Consider the following 18,805-nt stretch of genomic DNA (forward strand, 5'->3'; position numbering starts at 1 on the left):
ACATTCTTGTATCGTTCGAGGCGAAGGAGGCTCGATATGGCGCACGAAGAAGAACCGCTGAACGGCGCGGCATGCGTCCTCGCCGGCGACCACAGCTCCTCGATGGTGCGGATCGCCGCCGGAGCCGGCACCCGCCGCGCCGCGCCCGGCCGTCGCCGCGCGCCCCGCGAAGCCCGGCCGGCGACCGCCGCAGGCCGGCCGGTCGAGGTGGTCGACTCACGCGACGTCACCGTGCGCGCCCGCCCCGGCTCCTGGGCGGAGCGGACCGCCGGCCCCGGAGGGCCCTCGCCTTCCCCGGCCCCGGCGGGCGGCCGGGACGGCTGCGGGCCACCCGCCCGCCGCACTGGATCCGGTACGCCCTGCCAGGACCTCGCGACGCAGTTCCCGAGCGTGCACGGGACGGGCACCTCGCCACCCGGCAGTGCGGCCGTCCGGATCTGACCCCCTTCCTCGGCGGACGCAGCCCCTCGCGCCGCCTTCCCCGCCGGCCCTGCACCCCGACCCGCCCGTCACCCCGTACAGACCCCGAACGGAAGCCCATGCACACCCCCACGCCGGACCCCCGCAGGTGGATCGTCCTGGCGATACTCTCGGGCAGTCTCCTGCTCATCTCCATGGACACCACGATCCTCAACGTGGCTTTCCCCTCGCTCGTCGGCGACCTCCGGCCCAGCGCCGTGCAGCAGCTGTGGATCATCGACGTCTACGCGCTCGCCCTGTCCGGCCTGCTCGTCACCGCGGGTGCCCTCGGTGACCGCTGGGGCCGCAAGCGGCTGCTCATGGCCGGCTTCGGTATCTTCTCGGCAGCCTCGCTCATGGCCGTGTGCGCCACCGAGGCGTGGCACCTGATCGCGGCCCGAGCCCTGCTCGGCATCGGCGGCGCGGCCATCATGCCCGCCACCGTCTCGATCCTGCGCACCGTCTTCACCGACGCCCGGGAACGCGCCTTCGCCCTCGCCGTCTGGGCCGCCGTGTTCGGTGGCGGCATGGCCTTCGGACCGGTCGTCGGCGGCCTCCTGGTCCAGGAGCACGGCTGGCACTCGGCCTTCCTCCTCAACCTGCCCGTCGCCTCCGTCATCGTCGCGGCCGGCCTGCGCTACCTGCCCGAATCGCGTTCCCCGCGCAGCACCGGCGCGTGGGACTGGTGGGGTGTCGGGCAGTCCGTCGTCGGCATGCTCGCCCTGGCCGGCGGCATCAAGCAGCTCGGCAAGGGCGGGGTCGCCGACCCCCTGCCCTGGGCCCTGCTGCTCGTCGCGGCCGTCGCGCTGACCGTCTTCGTCCGCCGCCAGACCAGGATCGACAACCCCCTGCTCCAGGTGCGGCTCTTCACCGAGCCCGCCTTCAGCGTGGCCGCCACCGCGATCTTCCTGCCCATGGTGGGCATGGGCGCGATCCTGTTCCTGGTCACCCAATGGTTCCAGTACGGCGAGGGCTACGCCCCGTTGGAGGCCGGTCTGCGCCTACTGCCGGCTCCGCTCGCCCTGATCGCCGCCTCCATGGTCGCGCCCGCGCTGATGCAGCGCTTCGCGATCCGCCACGTGCTCGGTGCCGGACTCGTCGTCCTGGCCGCGGGCATGGCCCTGCCGTGGACCCTGCAGCAGTTCACCGACCTCGGCTACCCGGCCTTCGCGGCCGCTCTGACCGTCATGGGACTGGGCGCCGGCCTCGCCACGACCGTGGCCTCGGTGACGCTGGTCTCCGCCGCCCCGGCCGCCGAGGTCTCCAGCGCCGCCGCCATCGAGGAGACGTGCTACGAGCTCGGCTCCGCGATGGGGGTCGCCGTCCTCGGTTCCACCGCGGCCGCGCTCTACCGCGGCAACCTGCCCGACCTCGCACTGGACGGCCCGACCGCGGCCGCCGCACGGGACTCCGTCGGTGAGGCGGCGCACATCGCCGAACGGCTGGGGGGCGTTGTCGGACAGGCTCTGCTCGAGACCGCCTCGCACGCCTACACCCTCGCCATCACCCCGGCGTTCCTGATGGCGGGCGGTCTCGCTGTCGCCGCGGCTGCCACGACCTGGACGCTCATTCCCCGCGATCTGCGGCCCACCGAGAACCACTGATCCGACCGGGCCGGAACGCGGCCGCGGGCGCTGGGCCCAGGGTGGTGGTGCCCGGCGCCGCCCGGTGCCCCAGGCCCGTGCGGTAGGCGTCCAGGGCCGCCTCGACCCGGCCCGTGCGCCGCAGCAGGTCGCCCAGCAGCCGGCACAGGTCGGCGAGGTCGCCCGTGGCCCCGCTGCGCTCCAGCAGCGCCAGCGCCTGTACGTAGTGCTCCTCGGCGGATTCCGTCTCACCACGCTCCTCGGCCATCAGGCCGAGGAGCCGGTGCGCGCCGCCGGCGTGCACGGCCCCGTGGCTGTTGCCCAGCTCCAGCAGCGCCGCGAGGAGTCGGACGGCCTCCTCGGTCCGGCCCAGGCGGCGCAGTACGTCCGCCAGCTCCACCTCCACCTGGGCCGTGTAGAGGCCGGCGCGCCGGGCCGACAGCATGTCCCGGGCCGTGCTCAGCTCCCGCTCGGCCGGGCCGAGTTCCCCGTTCTGCGCCAGTACGTAGCCGCGCATCCAGTGGCAGTGCGCCAGGTCCGTGCTCAGCTGCAGCCTGCCGTAGATCGCCTGTGCCTGCGCCAGCGAGGCGTCCGCTTCGGCCACCCGCCCTTCGGCGAGGAAGGTCCGGGCCACCTGCCGGTGCATGCCCGCCACCAGCGCCGGATCGCTGACCCGGGGGGCCAGGGCGAGTGCGAGCTCGGCCGAGCGGGCGGCCCGCGCGTGGGCGCCCATGTCCATGTAGGGACCGATGACCGCGGCGTGCAGCAGGACCAGCGCGTCGGGATCGGCCAGCCCGCTCGCGCCCAGCTCGTCGATGGCGGACTCCAGCAGGTAACAGGCGTAGCGGAGCTCGCCGGCGAGCAGGTGCGCCACGGCCCGGCCGCGCAGCGGGCGGACGCGGTGCGTCAGCGGCTCGTCGGCCAGGAGGCGCTCGGCCTCCTCGAAGTGCTCGATGGCAGACTGGAGTTCACCGGACTCCAGGGCGCACTCGCCGAGCCCGAGCCGTGCCTGTGCCTGTTCGGGGACCAGCCCGAGCTCCGCCGCCTCGGTGAGCAGGCGGCGGTAGCGTACGGCGGCCTCGTCGGCCGCGCCGGTGGTGAGCGTGCGCTGCGCGTCGGTGAGGGCGAGACGCAGTTCGGTGGCCAGGTGGGCGGGGCGGCCGGTGGCCAGCTCCTCGTACGACGTGCCCAGGCGGCCGGCAAGAAAGCGCAGCGCGGTCTCGGATGGGCGGACCTTGCCCGACTCCAGCGTGGAGATGTAGGCCGAGGTGTACGACGGGTGTGCCAACTGCTTCTGGGTCAGACCACGTTCGAGGCGCATGCGCTGGACCCGACGGCCGATCTCGCCCGGTTCGTCCATGAAGTACCCCCTGGTTGCTCGAAGTCCCCAGTATTCAGCCGGAGTACGCCATTGCGCACCTCCCGCGCCCCGCCTAGTTTAAGCAGCCGATTCAACACGCTTATCCATCTGCTTAACTTCCTGTCCCAGGGGAGGACTTCATGGATCCGGTCACTGGCGGGGCCATCGGACGGGCGGCCCGCCGCCCGGTCGGGCGCCCGACGCTGCGGACGCTGCTCGCGATCCTCTGCGTGAGCGCCGCGCTCGCGGCCGCGGGCCCGGCGGACGCGGCGGCCGACCCGGCCGGGCTCCGGGTGGAGGTCGAGATCCCCGGGCCCGAACAGGGCGGTGACGCCGGATCCGGGCATGCCCTGGTGCCCGCTGCCGACAGCCCGGCGAAGAGCGCGGGACGGCTCACGGAGGCCGAGCGGTCGGCCGACGGCGAGCTCACCAAGATCATCGACAACGGCTCCACCGCGGACCGCCTCGACGTCGTCGTCATCGGGGACGGCTACACCGCGGCCGAACTGCCGCAGTTCCACGCGGACGCCGAGCAGAAATGGGCCGAGGTGGCCGCAGTCGAGCCGTACACCACCTACCGAAGCCTCTTCAACGTCTGGACCGTCGACGCGGTCTCCCGCGAGTCGGGCGTCTCCGGCGACCCCGAACCGGAGACCGTCCGCGACACCGCCCTCGGCTCGTACTTCTGGTGCGAGGGCATCGAACGGCTGCTCTGCATCGATCAGCCCAGGGTCGACGCGTACGTGGCGAAGGCGCCGGAGGCCGACCTGGTCATCGTGCTGGCGAACAGCGCGAAGTACGGCGGAGCGGGCTACAACGAGCCCAGCGCCACCCTCGGCTACGAGGGGATATCCACCGCCTCGGCCGGCCATCCGAAGTCCGGCCAGGTCGCCATCCACGAGACCGGCCACTCGCTGGGCAAGCTCGCCGACGAGTACTTCTACCCTGGCGTGCCGGACTACGAGAAGTACACCGGCCCCGAACCCGCCGAGTCCAACAGCTCGGGCCTGACCGCCGACCGGATGGCCTCCCGGCGTGCCAAGTGGTACCGCTGGCTCGGCGAGGAGTCCCCCGACGGGGGCGAGGTCGGGGCGTACGAGGGCGGCAACTACTACGCGACGGGGCTGTACCGGCCCACGGACAGCTCCCTCATGCGGACCCTGGGCAAGGCCTTCAACCTGCCCGGAGTCGAGGCGATGATCGCCGGCTTCCACCGGCACGCGCGGATCGCCACGGCGGTCACGCCGACGGACCGAACCCTGAGGCTGCGCAACACGGCCAGAGTGACTGTCCCGAGGCTCTCCGGAGCGGACGGCCGGCAGCTCGTGGTCCGCTGGTACCTGGACGGCAGGGAGCTGGCGAGGTTCGCGGGGCGCACCGAGGTGTCGGTGGCGGAACTGTGGCTCTTCGACCTGCGGACCCACCGCCTGTCGGTGACGGCCGAGGACCGCACGCCGTCGGTCCGCGACCCGAAGACCATCCGCGCCCTGCGCTCCACGGTGGAATGGCAGGTCAGGCTCTAGGCGCGCCGGGCCGTCCCCGGCCGCACACGGCCTCGTGCCCGGCTCACCGGGTGCCGGGCGCGGCGGCCCGTCCCGGAGGGTGCGCGTGCATGCGCCGAGGGGTCAGCGCGGCGACCAGTGGGCGTCCCGCCCGGTGAACGCAAGGAGCTTCTCCGCGCGACTCGCCCCCTCCGGAACGGTCAGCGGCGGTGCGTACTTGCCGAAGGAGTCCCGGACGAAGTCGACGATCCTCGCCGCGATGTCCTCCAGGGCCTCGGCCATCTCCTCGGTCAGCGGCAGGTCCTGCCCGGTGGCCCGGGCGATGTCCCAGGCGTGGATGCCGGCGTCGAGTGCCGCGGCGGCCGTGCCGGCATCGGCCGGCATCGGTCCCATCGGGGTGGGAACGCTTTCGTCGCCCCTCCTTGACTCCCACGCCGCCAGCGTCTCCTTCAGCACGGCCGCCAGTTCCGCGACCGGGTCACCGCTGGTCGTGTCGGGGGGCTCGAAGGGGTCGGTCGCGGGCGCGACGCCCGTGATCTGCATGACCAGAGCTTGCTGGTCCAGGCGTGCGTGGTTGAGCACCTGACGCACCGTCCACCCGGTGCACGGCGTCGGATCCCCCCATGCCGCGGTGGGAACACCGCGGACGGCGGCGAGCAGGTAGTCGTGTGCGTCAGCGAGCAGTGTGAAACCGTCGACGGCCATCCGTCGCCCTCCCGTGTTCCGGCATCGGACCGCCACCATAGATCGCTGCCGGACAGGACGCCCGGCCTTTCGCCGAGTGGCGGGGCGCCGGTCCGCCATGACGGGCGTCCACCCGGCGGGGCGGGTGCGCCCCGCCGGACGGCGGTGGGACCGGTCGTTCCCGCCGGGCCGGGCCCGCGGCACCGGCTGCACGGCGGCCGGTGCCGCGGCGACGGGGGATCGCGGCGGACACCGGCCGATGCGCGGTCCCGCGGGGTGGGACTCGGGACTACTGAAACTCCGGACCAGTGAGGCTCGGACTACATGGGGTCCATGCCCCGGTCGTCCATCCGGCTCTCCTGCTCGCTCTGCTCCTGGAGGCGGCGGGCCTTCTCCTTCAGCCGGCGGCGCTCCTCCGGGTCGGTGGACCGCTCGGCGGCCTCGTTCAGCTCCTTGGCCTTCGTGCGCATCTGCTGGGACCGGCCGCGGGACTCGCCTGAAACGCTCATGATCGCTCCTTGTGTCCGTGGGGGAGAGCGGGCGGAATCAGCGAACCAGCACTGCGGTACGCCCGCATCTCGAAGCGTCACCGACGGTGATCCGCCGCGCCCGACCTGCCCATGGACGCCGGACCCCGGGCCGCGGTTGAACACGCGGTGGTGAGCCGAACGGACCCCGTCGCGGCCCCACACCCGCCAACGGCGCGCCCTCGCCCGGACGCGCGCCGGAGCGGCCACCGCGCAGGTCCGAGGGGGACGTACGCCCGGCGGGTGCGCGTCCGTCGCGCGAGCCGCCTTTCGCCCCCTACCGGGCCCCGGCCGCCTTCGGACATCCGGCGCCGCCGCGCCTGCGGCCGGTACGGGCCCGTGCGATCGGGTACGGGCCCGTGCGGTCGGGTACCGGCCCGTCCCGTCAGTACAGGCCGGGCCGGGCGAGGTCCTCGTCCGAATCCGCCCCGAGGCCGGTGGTGAGTGTGAAGAGCGCCCCGTCCGGGTCGCGGAGGGTCACCCACCGCTCCGTGGCGTTCGAGGTGATGTCCGAGACCATGCGGCCGCCGAGCACGACGGCCGCCTCGATCGCCGGCCGGAGCCTGGGCACGCGGAAGTGCACGTGCCACCGCGGCCGGGTGTACGGGGAGTAGGCGGCGAGCTCGACCGGACCGCTGTTGAGGCGGGCGACCGGCTCGCCGTTCTGCCGCAGGACGACCTGGTCCTCCTCGTAGGAGACCGTGCAGCAGCCCGGCCGGTCGGTGGCCCATTCCAGTACCGCGCCGTAGAACATCGCGGCGTCGAGGGCATTCCTGGTGCGCAGTTCCAGCCAGGCCGGCAGTGGACCCTTGCCGGCCCGCCAGTCCGCGGCCACATCGCCTTCCCAGATCCCGAAGACCGCGCCGTCCGGATCGGCGACGAGCGCCGCGCGGCCGCCGGACTCGAAGGACACCGGGCCGACCGCGATGGTGCCGGTCCGTTCCCGGATGCGGTCCACCGCGACGTCGGCGTCGTCCACCGCGAAGTACGGGGTCCATGCCGCCGCGACCCCCAGATCCGCGGCCAGCGCCCCGATGCCCGCCACCGGGACCCGGTTCAGGAACGCCACCGAGAACGCGTCACCGAGGCGGGCCGGCCGGAACCGCCACCCGGCCACCGCGCCGTAGAAGCGCTGTGCGGTCTCGAGGTCCCGCGTCATCAGGCTCACCCAGCACGGTGCCCCGAAGACCTCCCGTGTCGAAATCTCCACCGCATGCTCCGTCCCTGAGGCACCCGTCGTACCATTCTGGTCCTTATCGTGACGATCATCGCGGCCCGCGGCCGTCGAAGCGCACACAAAGTGGCCGAGAACCACGTTCCGTGTCGTTCCGTGTCGAGCCTCTCCGGTCCTGAGCGGCGATAGCCTCGGTACCGGACACCACCGCGCGGCGTCGGAAGGCAGGTCTCCCATGGCCGGATCCCAGGTACCCGTGATCGATCTCGGGCGGTGGTGGTCCGGCGGGCCGCAGGAGCGGGCCCGGACTGCCGCCCGCGTCGACGAGGCCCTGCAGGTGGCCGGGTTCCTGCTGGTCACCGGCCACGGGGTGGACCCCTCGCTGCCGGAACGGATCCGGGAGACCGCCCGGACGTTCTTCCGGCTGCCGGCCGCCCTGAAAGAGCCGTACACCGTCACGGTCGGCGGCCGGGGCTGGCTGGGCCCGGGAGCGGAGGCCAACAGCTACGCCGAAGGCACCGCCTCGCCGCCCGACCTCAAGGAGTCGTGGTCCTTCGCGGCCGACGAACCGACCGGGGACCCGGCCGTGGACATCGAGTGGTTCCGGCCCAACACCTGGCCGGAGGAGGCGCCGGAGCTGCGGCCGCTGGTGACCGACTACCTGACCGGGATGCGGGCTCTCTGCGACGAGCTGCTCGAACTCCTCGCCACCGCCCTCGGGCTCGCCGAGGACCGCTTCACGCGCCACACGGGGCACCCCACCTGGGGGTTCAACCTCAACTGGTACCCCGGGACCGAGACCGTCGGCGCGCCCCTGCCGGGCCAGTTCCGCATCGGCGCCCACACCGACTTCGGCACGGTCACCGTCCTCGACCGGCAGCCGGGCTCCGGCGGCCTCCAGATCCACACCGACGCCGACGGCTGGCAGGACGCCCCTTACGACCCGGCCGCGCTCACCGTCAACATCGGCGACCTGATGGCCCGCTGGACCGGCGACCGCTGGCGCGCCGGCCGCCACCGCGTACTGCCCCCACCGGCCGACGCCCCCGCCGAGGAGCTGATCTCGCTCGTCTACTTCTACGAATGCGACGCGCACACCCGGGTGGAGTCCCTCCCCGCCCCCATCGGCCGCGTGCTGCACGACCCCGTCGACTCGCACACGTACCTGCGGGAGAAGCTCCGGGCCATCACCGTTCCGACCGGAACGAGTCCCACGGACTGACGCCGCCCGAAGCCCCCAGGGGGCGAGAGAGGTGCCCGATCCACCTGTGGGGTGACGACCCGCCGGGGTGCCGTGCGCGGGGCGTCACCGCCAGGCCCCGACATCGATTGCCGCAGCCGCCGCCCCGCCCCTGCCGATCTCTCCCGCCGCCCACGGTACCGCCGCGAGGGCGCCGCCCGCGGGAGCACGAGCACGGCCGGACGCGGGCCCGTGGTCCGGCCTCGAAGGCCGATTACCGCTGGTCCGGGGAATTTCGGCAGGATGAGGCACATGACCGAGATCCGTACCCCCCGCCTCCTCCTCCGCCTCTGGACCGACGACGACCTCGTCCCCCTTGCCGAGATCCACGCCGACCCGGAGGTGATGCGCTGGGTCGGCGACGGATCCACCCTCGGTCTCGACGAGACGGCCGAGACGATCGAGCGCTGGCAGGAGGAGTGGGACGAGGAGGGCTTCGGGCTCTTCGCCGTCGAGCTCCTCGGCTCCGGCGAGCTCGTCGGAGCCGTCGGTCTCTCGGTCATCGAGGGCCTGCCGGACGCCCGGGCCGACGTGCAGATCAGCTGGCTGCTCGGCCGCCAGTACTGGGGTCAGGGCTATGCCTCCGAAGCCGCCCACGCCACCTTGGAGTTCGCCCTCCAGGACCGCGGCCTGGACCGCGTCGTCGCCGTCAACCGGCTCGGCGACACCGCTTCCGAGAACGCGATCCGCAAGCTCGACATGGTGCGGGAACGCGAGACCACCGACCCCCGCCACGGCCACCCCGTCCACATTCACGGCATCGACCTCACCGAGTACGAGGCCTGATCCGGGGCCCGGGGCCCCGCAACAGTGCACCGGACACAGAGAGTGATCTTCAAAAGCCGCAGGGTCGCAGGGCGCCAACAGGGGATCAAGGGCGCCCTATCCGGACCTTAAGGGACGTATAACAGCCGCCCGGCAGCCCGTCGGAGGCCCGGTCGCGGCGCGAACCGCGCTTAGGGTCACGGGTGTTGACCGAGGCACTTCCGATACCGCCGCTGCACCGGCGGATCGGCTCTACCAAGAGGTTTCTGATGTCCCGAAAGCGAATTGCCCTGGCCTGTGCGGCCGTGGTCGTAGGGATCGGCTCCGTCGTCGTCCCCGTGGCCGCCAATGCGGGAGAGGAGGACAACGGCCTCAACGCCGCCTGCCGCGTCGCTGACCAGGCCACCGTGTGGTGGGCCACCGGCGAGGTCTCCCTGGCGAACAAGGGGGACCGGCCCGTACGGGACTGGACCGCCGAGTTCGACGTGTCGCAGGGGCAGGTCACCCTGGACAACCCCTGGGCGTACGAACTCCGCCAGACCGGCCGGCACGTCACCGTCAAGCCGGTCGCCGACCGCGCCGACCTGGCCGGGAGCGGCAACCGGGTGGTCAAGGTCGGTATCAACCCCGCAGGCAAGGGCATACCCAAGATCACCGGATGCAAGGTGAACGGCCCTTCGGGCAGCGGCGGCGACACCGGCACGAGCGCGGCCGTCCCCGCGGACGGCGGCTCCTTCGTCAAGGACGACACCGCCGTCCACCTGATGTGGAAGCCGCCCGCCGGTGGCGCCGAGATCGTGCGCTACGAGGTCTTCCAGGACGGCAAGCAGATCAAGACCGTCAAGGACACGATGACCGACATCGAGCGGCTGGCTCCCGCCACCCGCTACGCCTTCACGGTCCGTGCCGTCCGCGCCGACGGCCGCACCACCGGCTTCAGCAAGGACATCGTGCTCACCACGCACGCGGCGCCCGGCCAGGACAGGGCGAAGCCGGTCATCCCCGCGGACCTGGAGGCGGCGGCCTCCGGCCCGTACCAGGCCGCCCTGCGGTGGCGCGCGGCGACCGACGATGTCGCCGTCACCGGCTACCGGATCTACCGCAACGGTGCCAAGGTCCAGGAGGCGGACGCCAAGGCCACCTCGGCCACCGTCTCCGGCCTGACCGCGAGCACCGCCTACCGCTTCAAGGTCACCGCCGTGGACTCCTCCGGCAAGGAGTCCGACCCGACCCGCGAAGCCCAGGTGACGACCACCGCGGCCCCCGACGGCAACGGCGGCACCGCCGCCCCCGGCGACCTCGCCGCCACCACCGCCACGAAGCAGGACGGCGCCGTCACCCAGCACTACCTGAACCTCACCTGGTCCGTCCCGCAGGGCGTCGGCCAGATCACCACCTACCAGGTCTACCTGAACGGCAAGCCGGCCCAGACCTTCATGTGGGGCACCGGCGACCCGGTGCTGCCCGTACCGACGACGAGGGGTTCGCGCGAGGTGCTCGTCGGCGCCCATCCCGGCACGACGTACACCGTGAAGATCCGGGCGCGGCTCGGCGACGGCACATGGGGCGCGTTCTCCCGCGAGCTGACCGTGAAGACAGCCGGCTGACCGGCCGCCGACCACCGACCCACGCGCACGACCGACTCATGACCAGGAGCGTCCCCCTCATGACCACGGCCCGCCCCGCCACCAGCACTCCCGACCAGGCACGGCTCCCGGCCCGCCGGACCGCCTTCCTGCGCCTCACCGCGCTCGTGGCCCTCCCCCTCGCCGTGACCGCCCTCGGCTCCGCGCCCGCCTCCGCGCACGGATCCACCGCCGACCCGGTCAGCCGCAGCGTGGCCTGCACCAAGAACCCGAAGGTCGGCGAGGCCTGCCGACTCGCCCTCGCCCAGAGCCCCGGCATCCCCGGCGACTGGAAGTCGATCGTCCAGGGCCGCGCCATCGACCACAGCACCCCCACCTCCTCGCCGCAGCACCGCGCCCGCATACCCGACGGCAAGCTGTGCAGCGCCGGCAACGCACAGTTCTCCGGCCTCGACCTGGCCCGGGACGACTTCCCCTCGACGACGCTGCCCGGCGGCGCCGAGTACGACCTCCGCTACGACATCAGCGCGCTGCACAACCCGTACCGCATGGAGATGTACGTCACCAAGGACGGCTACGACCCGAAGAAGCCGCTGAAGTGGTCCGACCTGGAGGACACGCCCTTCCTCAGCGCCGACAACACCGCGGCCACAGCGGCCCCCTCGGGATTCCTCGGCGCGAAGGCGTTCACGTTCCGGGCGGTGCTCCCCGAGAAGAAGGGCAAGCACCTGATCTACACGATCTGGCACGGGCTGAAGCGGCCCGACGGCTCCTTCCAGAGCGAGGAAGCGTTCTACTCCTGCTCGGACGTCACCTTCCGGTAGGCGGAAGCCGCCTGGCCCCGCCCCCTCCGGAGCCGACGGCGGGCGCCTCGGCCGCGCCGCCCGCGCGGATCGCGGCCAGGGCCGCGGCGTGCAGGGCGGCCGGGGCGCCGTGGTGGGGTCGGGGGCTGCCGGTGAGTGTGTACCACTCGTCGGCGTCCTTGTACTGGACGTCGAACCGGACCGTGCCCCCGGCGGCGGCCGTGGTGCGCAGGGTGAGCGGGCCGGTGACGACGCCGACCTCGTCGGTCATGGCTCCGCCCGGTCCGGCGAGCACGTCATCCTGCCAGTGCTCCGCCCCCGTCATGAGGTGCAGGTGTCCAGCATCGTGGTGAGCATCTTCTTCTCCGGTTCGGTGACGGTCAGCCCGTAGGTGGATTTGACGGTGGTCCAGGCCCGTCCGTACTGGCACCAGCTGGAGCGGTCCGGCGGCTGCCACAGGTCGGGGCTCTGATCGCCCTTCGACCGGTTGGAGGACGCGCTGACCGCCAGCAGCTGGGGGTGGGTCAGGTCGTTGGCGAAGGCCTTGCGCCGGGCGGCGTCCCAGCCGGATGCGCCGGAGCGCCAGCCCTCGGCGAGCGGCACGATGTGGTCGATGTCCATCTTGGACGCGTCGTTGACGACCACCCCGTCGTACAGGCTCGTCCAGGTGCCGGACACGGCCCGGCACTCGCCGTCCTGCGTCACCTCGGTACCGTCCCGCTTGAGCACCGTCTCGCGCGTGTCGCACTTGTTGCCCTGCTCGGCCCAGTGCGTGAACTTCGCCCGGCTGTAGCCGGCCATCGTGCCCACCGGAGCCACCTTCAGCTCGGCCAGTTGGCCACGGGCCACCGCAGTGGTGACCATGCCGGGCAGCACGTCCCCGGCGGCCGGCGCGCCCGCCGGCGGCGCGGCCCGCGAGGCGGACGGCTGCGGCTTCGGGTCCCCGCCGCCCGGCGTGCCCGGATCCGAGCAGCCGGCCGCGGCCGTCAGCAGAAGGGCCGCCACCAGCGCACCCGGTACATGTATCTGACGTCCCATAACCCCACCACGAGCCGATACCGCTCCGCCACTGTCCGGGAAAGACTACCCAGAACCGGACAACCACCTCCGCGTGCCCCTCCGACGGCATCAATGTCAGTGGCCCTCGCTAGTCTCCCGACATCCGCAGCTCAGGGGGTTCGCACCCCCCTGTCAGGGCTGCGCGCACACGTACGGACAGGCGGAGGGGCACGGTCTGATGGCATGGCTGGCGGCGGGCGAGGGGTACGAGATCGCCCTGGTGGAGGGGCGGGTGGCGGCGAGGTCCGTCACCGGCCGGGCGGCGGGACGGCAGTTGAAGACACTGCCGAAGGCGCTGAAGGACCATCCCGAGGTCGACCGGCTGCGCCGGCTCGCCGAATGGCTCGACCGGCACGAGGCGGCCTGCGTCGCCCAGGTCGACGCCTGGATGGTCTCCTCGCTGCCCGTGCCGACCGAACTGCTCGCCCGGGTCTGGCCCGACGAGGCCTGGCAGAAGGCCCTGCGCGACCTGGCGGTCGTCGGCGACGACCCCGGCGAGGTGGGCTTCCTGCGGGACGCCACCGCGGCCGGTGAGCTGAAGGTGGTCAACCTGGACGGCGAGACCGTCCGGCTCTCCCCGCGCACCGTGACCCTGCCCCACCCCGTACTGCTGCCCGACCTCGACGACGTACGGGAGTTCGCGGCCGAGCTGGGCATCGTGCAGCAGGTCGAGCAGATCCACCGCGCCACCTGGCGCAAGCCCCACGACGTCGCCGCCACGGCCACCGAGGTCCGCGACTACGCGGGCGGGGCCTTCCCCACCCGCTTCAGCCTCGCCGCCCGCGCCACCGCCCTCGGCTACCGGGTCTCCGGCGGCTACGCCACCTGCGGCGTCCGCGACGCCGGAGCCGGCACCGGCACGGAGGCGACGGTCTGGATCGGCGAGCCCTACTACGACGACGAGACCAGCACCGGCGCCCTGAGTTGGCACGACGCGGACGGCCGGGCGCTGCCGCTGACCAAGGTCGGACCGGTGGCCTGGTCCGAGGGCATGCGCATGGCCGCGGCACTCTACGCCGGGCGCAAGATCGAGGAGGGCGGGGACGCATGAGCAGGAACCTGAAGGACACCGCGGCGAACGAGACCGAACTGCTGCTGCAGGCCGGCGCGGTCCTCCCCCACGGCACCACCGGGGCGGGCGCCGGAGCCGTCGACCTGACCGCTCGCACCTACCGGCACCCGGGCCTCGACGAGGGCCGCGTCGTCGTCCGGCTCGCCGCCGCCGAACTCGGCGCGGCCGAGGACCTCGCCGCAGGCTTCCTGGGCCTGGTACGCGACGAGGCCGAGCCGCCCGTCGTGGGCCTGAGCCGCCGCCAGGCACTCGGCTTCCCCGAATGGATCCTCGTGCACCACCCCGAGGACGGACACCACGCCCTCGCCGTCGTCCCCGAACTCGACCGGATCGCCCGCCAGGCCAAGACCAAGCCCAAGGCCGCGCTCGACGCGTGCACCGAACTGGCCGACCGCCTCGCCGCGTCCGTGCCGCACTTCCTGCCCCTCTTCCACGAGCAGGCCGCGCGCGTCTTCCTCGGCGTCGAGAACACCACCTACGCCGCCCAGTTGTTCGGCCGCGCCCGTACCGCCGAGGCCCGCTACGGCCTGGCCGTCGACGAGGACCGCCTCGACTCCGTCTTCCTCGAATTCGCGCTGGCCGGCGCCCTGCCGGTGAAGGTGCTCGCCGGCTACGGCAAGGCCCTGGCGGGCCGGGTCAGTCCCGCCGAGGCATACGAGCGCTTCCGCCGCCTGTGCGTACGCCGCACCGCGGGCGGCCTGCCGCCCTCCGCCCAGGCCGCCGTCGAGCTGCGCCGCCTGGCCCGCAACGCCGGCCTGACCGGAACCGAGCCCGAACAGGACTACCTCGCCGAACTGCTGCCCCTGCCCGCCACCCTGCGCGCCGCGCTGGGCTGGTGGAAGGCCCACCGCGGCGCCCTCGTCGCACTCGCCCGCCGCATCCCCGCCGTACGCGGCACACTTCTGGCACTGACGCCGCCCGGCGGCGACGTCGACCTCACCGACCTGTGGCTGGACGTCCTGGAGGAGTCCGGGGCCACCGCCGGCCTGGCCGACGCCACCCTGCCCGACGAGGAGCGCTGCACCGACGGCACCTCCGGCTGGCTGGAGCGCTTCCACGCCGCCCGCCACTCCGGCTGGGGCCGCCGCCCCTCGCACCCGGCCCTCCTCGACGTCGTCGAGCGCTGCGCCCCGCAGCTGCGCGCCGAACTCGCCCGGCCCGAGCGGGAGGGCGGCCTGCGCATCGGCGTCCAGGACGCCGACCTCCTCGACCTGCTTCTCACCCTCGACGTCCCGGTTGCCGCACCCGAGGACCACACCACCCGGCACCGCCACGACGCGCTGAACCTGTCGGACTGGTCCGACCGCGACGAGCGCCGCGACCTGGCCGCGGTGGCGGCGGACCCGCGCTTCCAGCCGGCCTTCCGCCGGGCGCTGAACAGCCTGGGCAGCGGCTGCACCGACGTCGTCCGCCGCGTGGCCGCCTCGCCGGGCGCCCGCCGGCTGCTGGCCGAGTGGACGGGCGAGGTCGCCCGCGCCTCCGTCGCCGCAGGCCTGCCCGCGGTCCCCGACGCCATCGACCGGCTGACCTGGCTGCCCGCCGAGGCCCTGCTGCTGGCCCGCGAAGAGGTCGCCGCCGCGGCCGCCACCGACCTGGGAGAAACCCTCGCACGCACCCTGCGCGGCGGCCTCTTCGAGGAACTGGCCTGGCCTGCCTGGGAGAGCGCCGTCAGCGAACTGACCCCCGGCAGGGACCGCCACGGCCTCACCGTCGTGGAGGCCTGGCCGTACCTGATCGTCGCCAACGCGGCCCAGGTCCGCGTCATCGACGCCGACTCGACCGTCCTCACGCACGACCTGCGCATCCCGGCTGGATCCCACCGCCGCACGGGGTTCCATTACGTCGACGGCGAGCTGCTCGTCTTCTGGGCCGACTGGAGCTCGCACCGGATCGAGGGCTACTGGCACTCCTCGCCCGCCACCGTCTTCACCCTGGACGCCGACCGGACCTACTGGTCCCTGCGCAGCGACCACCTCTCCCTCCCGCTGCCCGGCGGCGGACGCACCACCGGTGGCGGAGTCCTGTACCGCGGCGACACCCGGCTGCCCGACGAGCGGCCGGTCCTGTCCGACGGGACCTCGTACTGGGTGTGGCGGCAGCGCGACCACGACAACGACGGCGGCTGGTTCGAGTACGACCCGGCGAGCGGCGCCTGTGGACGCTCCTCCATGCCCGCGTTCTTCGCCGACACCGCGAGGGCGTACGGCGGGAGCGCTTCGTCCGGCCACTCCAGCCGACTGCTTCCCGCGCCCACCGTGGCGGGCTCCGTGCTCGGCGCGCCCGCCGACGGCCTCCTGGGCTGGCACGCCGTACGCCTCCCCGGCAACGGCTGGGTCGGCACCGACACGGCCGGACGTACCGTCACCGTCCCCGAAGACGGCAACAAGCCGGTGGCCGCCCTCACCTTCCCGGGCGACGACAGGCCGCGCGCCCTCTCGCACAGCTGGCGCGAACTGGCTCTCACCGACCCCGAAGGCGTCGTCACCGCCAAGACCCGCCAGGACCGCCACGACACCCCCTTCGGCACGGGCAGCGTCGACCTCCCGCCGCTCTCCCACTGGTACGCGCTGCGTCCCCGCGACCCGCAGGGCTCGGCCGCGCTCCGCACGGCCGACCGCGAGACCGTCGGAGCCCTCCTGAAGGCGGCCGCCGCCGCGGCCCGGGCCGACGACCTGCCGGACCTGGTGAGCGCCGCCCTGCCGCAGGTCACCGATCCGAAGCTGATCGGCGGCATCGTCGAGGTCCTGCGCTTCGCCCTGACCCAGCAGAAGGCCCTGGACGGCATCGCCGCCCGGCTCGCCGCGGACACCGCACCCGCAGCGGACCGCGAGCCCGGACCCGCCGACCGACTGCTCGGCGAAGCCCTCAGCGGGCTGCTGGAGCACACCCACCACCACTACGCCGGTGACACCGACGGCACTCACCACACCTTGACCCTCCTCGGCGCCGCGCGCGCCGGGACCGACGCCGCTGTGGTGCCCGGACTGCTCCACTTCGACACGCCCGGCCTGCCGTACTACGACTTCGTCTGGACGCCGCTGCTCGACCGGCCCGCGGCCGCCGCCTACCGGGCCGTCGCCGCGACGACCACCGACGTACAGCGGGCCGCCCTCCTCACCGTCCTCGGCGAGGTGGACGCGCTCGGCATGGCCTCGGCACAGGGCTCGGCCGGCGCCTGGCGCCAGGTCCGGGCCCACCTCGACCAGGCCCACCTGCGCGGCCCCGACGGCCTCGACCGCAACCTCCACCACCGCAGCCTGCTGCCGCTCGGCGGCGGAGCCGTCCTCGCGGTGACCGGGTACGGCACCTCCCTGCCCGACGGGCACGAGTTCGGCGCCCTCCTCCACGACCCCACCGGCCGCTTCACCCTCCCCGGCCCCTACACCGTGCGCGGCACGGCGCCCCTCGGCGACCCCGACCGGGACCCCGGCTGGCTCACCGCCTTCCTCGGCGCAGCCGCCGAGCACGGCCCGGCGCCCTTCCGACCGGAGGCAGCGGAGGAGTTCTCCCGGCTCACCGGGGTCTCCGGCGCCCTCGCCCGCCTGGTGATCGCGGGACTCCCGCACATCGACAGCTACGACCGCAACTTCCTGCCCGCGCAGGTGCGCGCCGCCCTCGGCGTCAAGGCCGCCGACGCCGCCCGTGCCCGCGACGAGCTCAAGGCCCTCGGCGCGGACGTCCGGCGCGCCGTGGTCGCGGCCCTGCTGCCCGCCGATCCGGTACGCCTGTGGAGCGAGGGCCCCGACGCGGCCGCCGCCGCGGAGGTGTGGAACCGGCACGTCGGCCGCCGTACCCCCGTCCCCGACTGGCTGGCCACCGAGGCGGCACGCGCCGTCCGCGGCGGACGGCCCGCCCACCGCGTGCTGGCGGCGCTGCTCGCCCCCGACGCCGCGCGCGAGCTCTCCGTCGACGTGCCGTGGATCGTCAAGGGCGACCACGTGGAGCCCGCCGTCGCTGCCACCGACCCCTTCGACGCGCAGGTCCTGATGGCGACCCTGGCCATGAGCGTGTGGCTGGCCCACCGGCTGCCCGCCGGCGACCCGGTGCGGGCGGTCCTGCCGCCCGCACTGACCGCCGTGCGGCAGCGCCTCGCCTCGCCCGAACTGCTCCTGGAGATCGCGCACTACACGAGCCTTCCGCACTTCCGGAAGGTCGCCGGCGCCCCGACCGAGACCGGCGAGGGCTACGAGCGCTACGGCGCGGTCGTCATGGCCACCCACGACGACCAGCCCAGGCCCGCGGTACGGACGGCGCTGCTGGACTCCACCGGCTCCGACCCCTACCTGCCGGCACTGCGCGGCGAGGACCAGCAGCCCACCGCGGCCGAGACGGCCCTGCGGACCGCCCACGACCCGCGCTTCGCGGCACTCCTCGCCGACCCCGGCGCGCCCGCGGCCGGCGAGACCGACCCGGCCGGCACCTGGTGGCCGCAGGACCCGAGCCGCTCGGTGCCCGAGCTGGTGGAGGAGGTCCGCGCCGCGTACGGACTGGGCGCGGACGCGGCCGCCCTGTACCTGGCCCTGCTCGCCATGCCCGACCCGACCGACCGCAACACCGCCCGGTGGACGGGCTGGAAGCCGGTCCGGCTCAAGGCCGCCCGAGCCGAACTGGCCGCCACCGACCTGGTGGTGTCCGCCGACCGCAGCCGCGCCGGACGCTCGCTGTTCCTGCCTGGCGCCTGGACCGACCTGGCCTCCCCGGCCCTGCCGGTGGAGCAGTGGAAGCTCCCGATGTACGACCTCACCCCCGCCGGCCGGCCGCTCCTGGGCGTACTGGCACCCGCCGAACCGGCCGCGGCGCTCTACCGCCGGGCCTGGCGGCGGGTCCGTGAGGGCGACGTCCCGCGCCTGCAGGAGCTCAAGGTGAAGCGCACCCGTACCCGCCGCCGCTGACCCGACCGGCCCGGAACCCCCGGCGCCGGCGGGGCCCACCGGACGCCGGTGGGCCCCGCCGGCACCGCACCACCCCTTTCGTACCCGTGCAGAGGAAAC

15 protein-coding genes are annotated in these 18,805 nt (G+C 73.8%); 9 read left to right on the forward strand and 6 right to left on the reverse strand.

What is annotated here, in order from left to right; all coding sequences use genetic code 11:
- Positions 1–36: 36 nt before the first annotated feature.
- Positions 37–441, forward strand: a complete 405-nt coding sequence (locus R4Z63_RS31210; RefSeq protein WP_384453230.1) for a hypothetical protein — start codon at positions 37–39, stop codon at positions 439–441.
- 98 nt (positions 442–539) lie between these two features.
- Complete coding sequence (locus tag R4Z63_RS31215) at positions 540–2,063, forward strand: MFS transporter (protein ID WP_384453227.1); 1,524 nt, start codon at positions 540–542, stop codon at positions 2,061–2,063.
- Here R4Z63_RS31215 and R4Z63_RS31220 read toward each other — a convergent pair.
- The gene (locus R4Z63_RS31220; RefSeq protein WP_384453224.1) at positions 2,026–3,402 is read right to left on the reverse strand and encodes a tetratricopeptide repeat protein; all 1,377 of its coding nucleotides are present in this window, start codon (positions 3,400–3,402) and stop codon (positions 2,026–2,028) included. The genes R4Z63_RS31215 and R4Z63_RS31220 overlap by 38 nt on opposite strands.
- A 140-nt stretch (positions 3,403–3,542) precedes the next feature.
- On the opposite strand from R4Z63_RS31220, the gene R4Z63_RS31225 reads away from it, so the two are divergent.
- Entirely contained in the window at positions 3,543–4,925 is a 1,383-nt protein-coding gene (locus tag R4Z63_RS31225; RefSeq protein ID WP_384453221.1) for a M64 family metallopeptidase, read from the forward strand.
- A gap of 102 nt (positions 4,926–5,027) precedes the next feature.
- On the opposite strand, the gene R4Z63_RS31230 is transcribed toward R4Z63_RS31225, so the two are convergent.
- From R4Z63_RS31230 to R4Z63_RS31240, 3 genes are all read right to left on the reverse strand, one after another.
- Positions 5,028–5,609 carry a TIGR03086 family metal-binding protein gene (locus R4Z63_RS31230; RefSeq protein WP_384453218.1) on the reverse strand — a complete coding sequence of 194 codons (582 nt, stop codon included), beginning with the start codon at positions 5,607–5,609 and terminating at the stop codon, positions 5,028–5,030.
- A 299-nt stretch (positions 5,610–5,908) separates the two neighbouring features.
- Positions 5,909–6,097 (reverse strand): DUF6381 family protein, encoded by a 189-nt coding sequence (locus R4Z63_RS31235; protein WP_030657858.1) that lies wholly within the window; start codon positions 6,095–6,097, stop codon positions 5,909–5,911.
- A 403-nt stretch (positions 6,098–6,500) separates the two neighbouring features.
- Complete coding sequence (locus R4Z63_RS31240; protein WP_037918455.1) at positions 6,501–7,274, reverse strand: VOC family protein; 774 nt, start codon at positions 7,272–7,274, stop codon at positions 6,501–6,503.
- Positions 7,275–7,524: 250 nt separating this feature from the next.
- On the opposite strand from R4Z63_RS31240, the gene R4Z63_RS31245 reads away from it, so the two are divergent.
- The 4 genes from R4Z63_RS31245 (at position 7,525) to R4Z63_RS31260 (ending at position 11,704) form a co-directional block, all read left to right on the forward strand.
- Positions 7,525–8,511, forward strand: a complete 987-nt coding sequence (locus tag R4Z63_RS31245; protein ID WP_384456161.1) for an isopenicillin N synthase family dioxygenase — start codon at positions 7,525–7,527, stop codon at positions 8,509–8,511.
- 270 nt (positions 8,512–8,781) lie between these two features.
- Positions 8,782–9,315 (forward strand): GNAT family N-acetyltransferase, encoded by a 534-nt coding sequence (locus tag R4Z63_RS31250; RefSeq protein ID WP_384456158.1) that lies wholly within the window; start codon positions 8,782–8,784, stop codon positions 9,313–9,315.
- A 248-nt stretch (positions 9,316–9,563) separates the two neighbouring features.
- A complete protein-coding gene (locus tag R4Z63_RS31255) occupies positions 9,564–10,901 on the forward strand; it encodes a fibronectin type III domain-containing protein (protein ID WP_384456156.1) in 1,338 nt (445 codons plus the stop codon).
- Positions 10,902–10,960: 59 nt separating this feature from the next.
- Entirely contained in the window at positions 10,961–11,704 is a 744-nt protein-coding gene (locus R4Z63_RS31260) for a lytic polysaccharide monooxygenase auxiliary activity family 9 protein (protein WP_384456153.1), read from the forward strand.
- Here the strand turns inward: R4Z63_RS31260 and R4Z63_RS31265 are convergent.
- Complete coding sequence (locus tag R4Z63_RS31265) at positions 11,691–12,008, reverse strand: hypothetical protein (RefSeq protein ID WP_384456150.1); 318 nt, start codon at positions 12,006–12,008, stop codon at positions 11,691–11,693. The genes R4Z63_RS31260 and R4Z63_RS31265 overlap by 14 nt on opposite strands.
- Positions 12,005–12,721 (reverse strand): HNH endonuclease family protein, encoded by a 717-nt coding sequence (locus R4Z63_RS31270; protein WP_384456147.1) that lies wholly within the window; start codon positions 12,719–12,721, stop codon positions 12,005–12,007. Before R4Z63_RS31270 ends, R4Z63_RS31265 begins: the two co-directional genes overlap by 4 nt.
- Before the next feature lie 199 nt (positions 12,722–12,920).
- On the opposite strand from R4Z63_RS31270, the gene R4Z63_RS31275 reads away from it, so the two are divergent.
- Positions 12,921–13,793, forward strand: a complete 873-nt coding sequence (locus tag R4Z63_RS31275; protein ID WP_037917327.1) for a DUF4132 domain-containing protein — start codon at positions 12,921–12,923, stop codon at positions 13,791–13,793.
- A complete protein-coding gene (locus tag R4Z63_RS31280; protein ID WP_384456143.1) occupies positions 13,790–18,706 on the forward strand; it encodes a DNA-binding protein in 4,917 nt (1,638 codons plus the stop codon). Before R4Z63_RS31275 ends, R4Z63_RS31280 begins: the two co-directional genes overlap by 4 nt.
- Positions 18,707–18,805 lie beyond the last annotated feature (99 nt).

Source organism: Streptomyces sp. PL-29 (assembly GCF_058344425.1).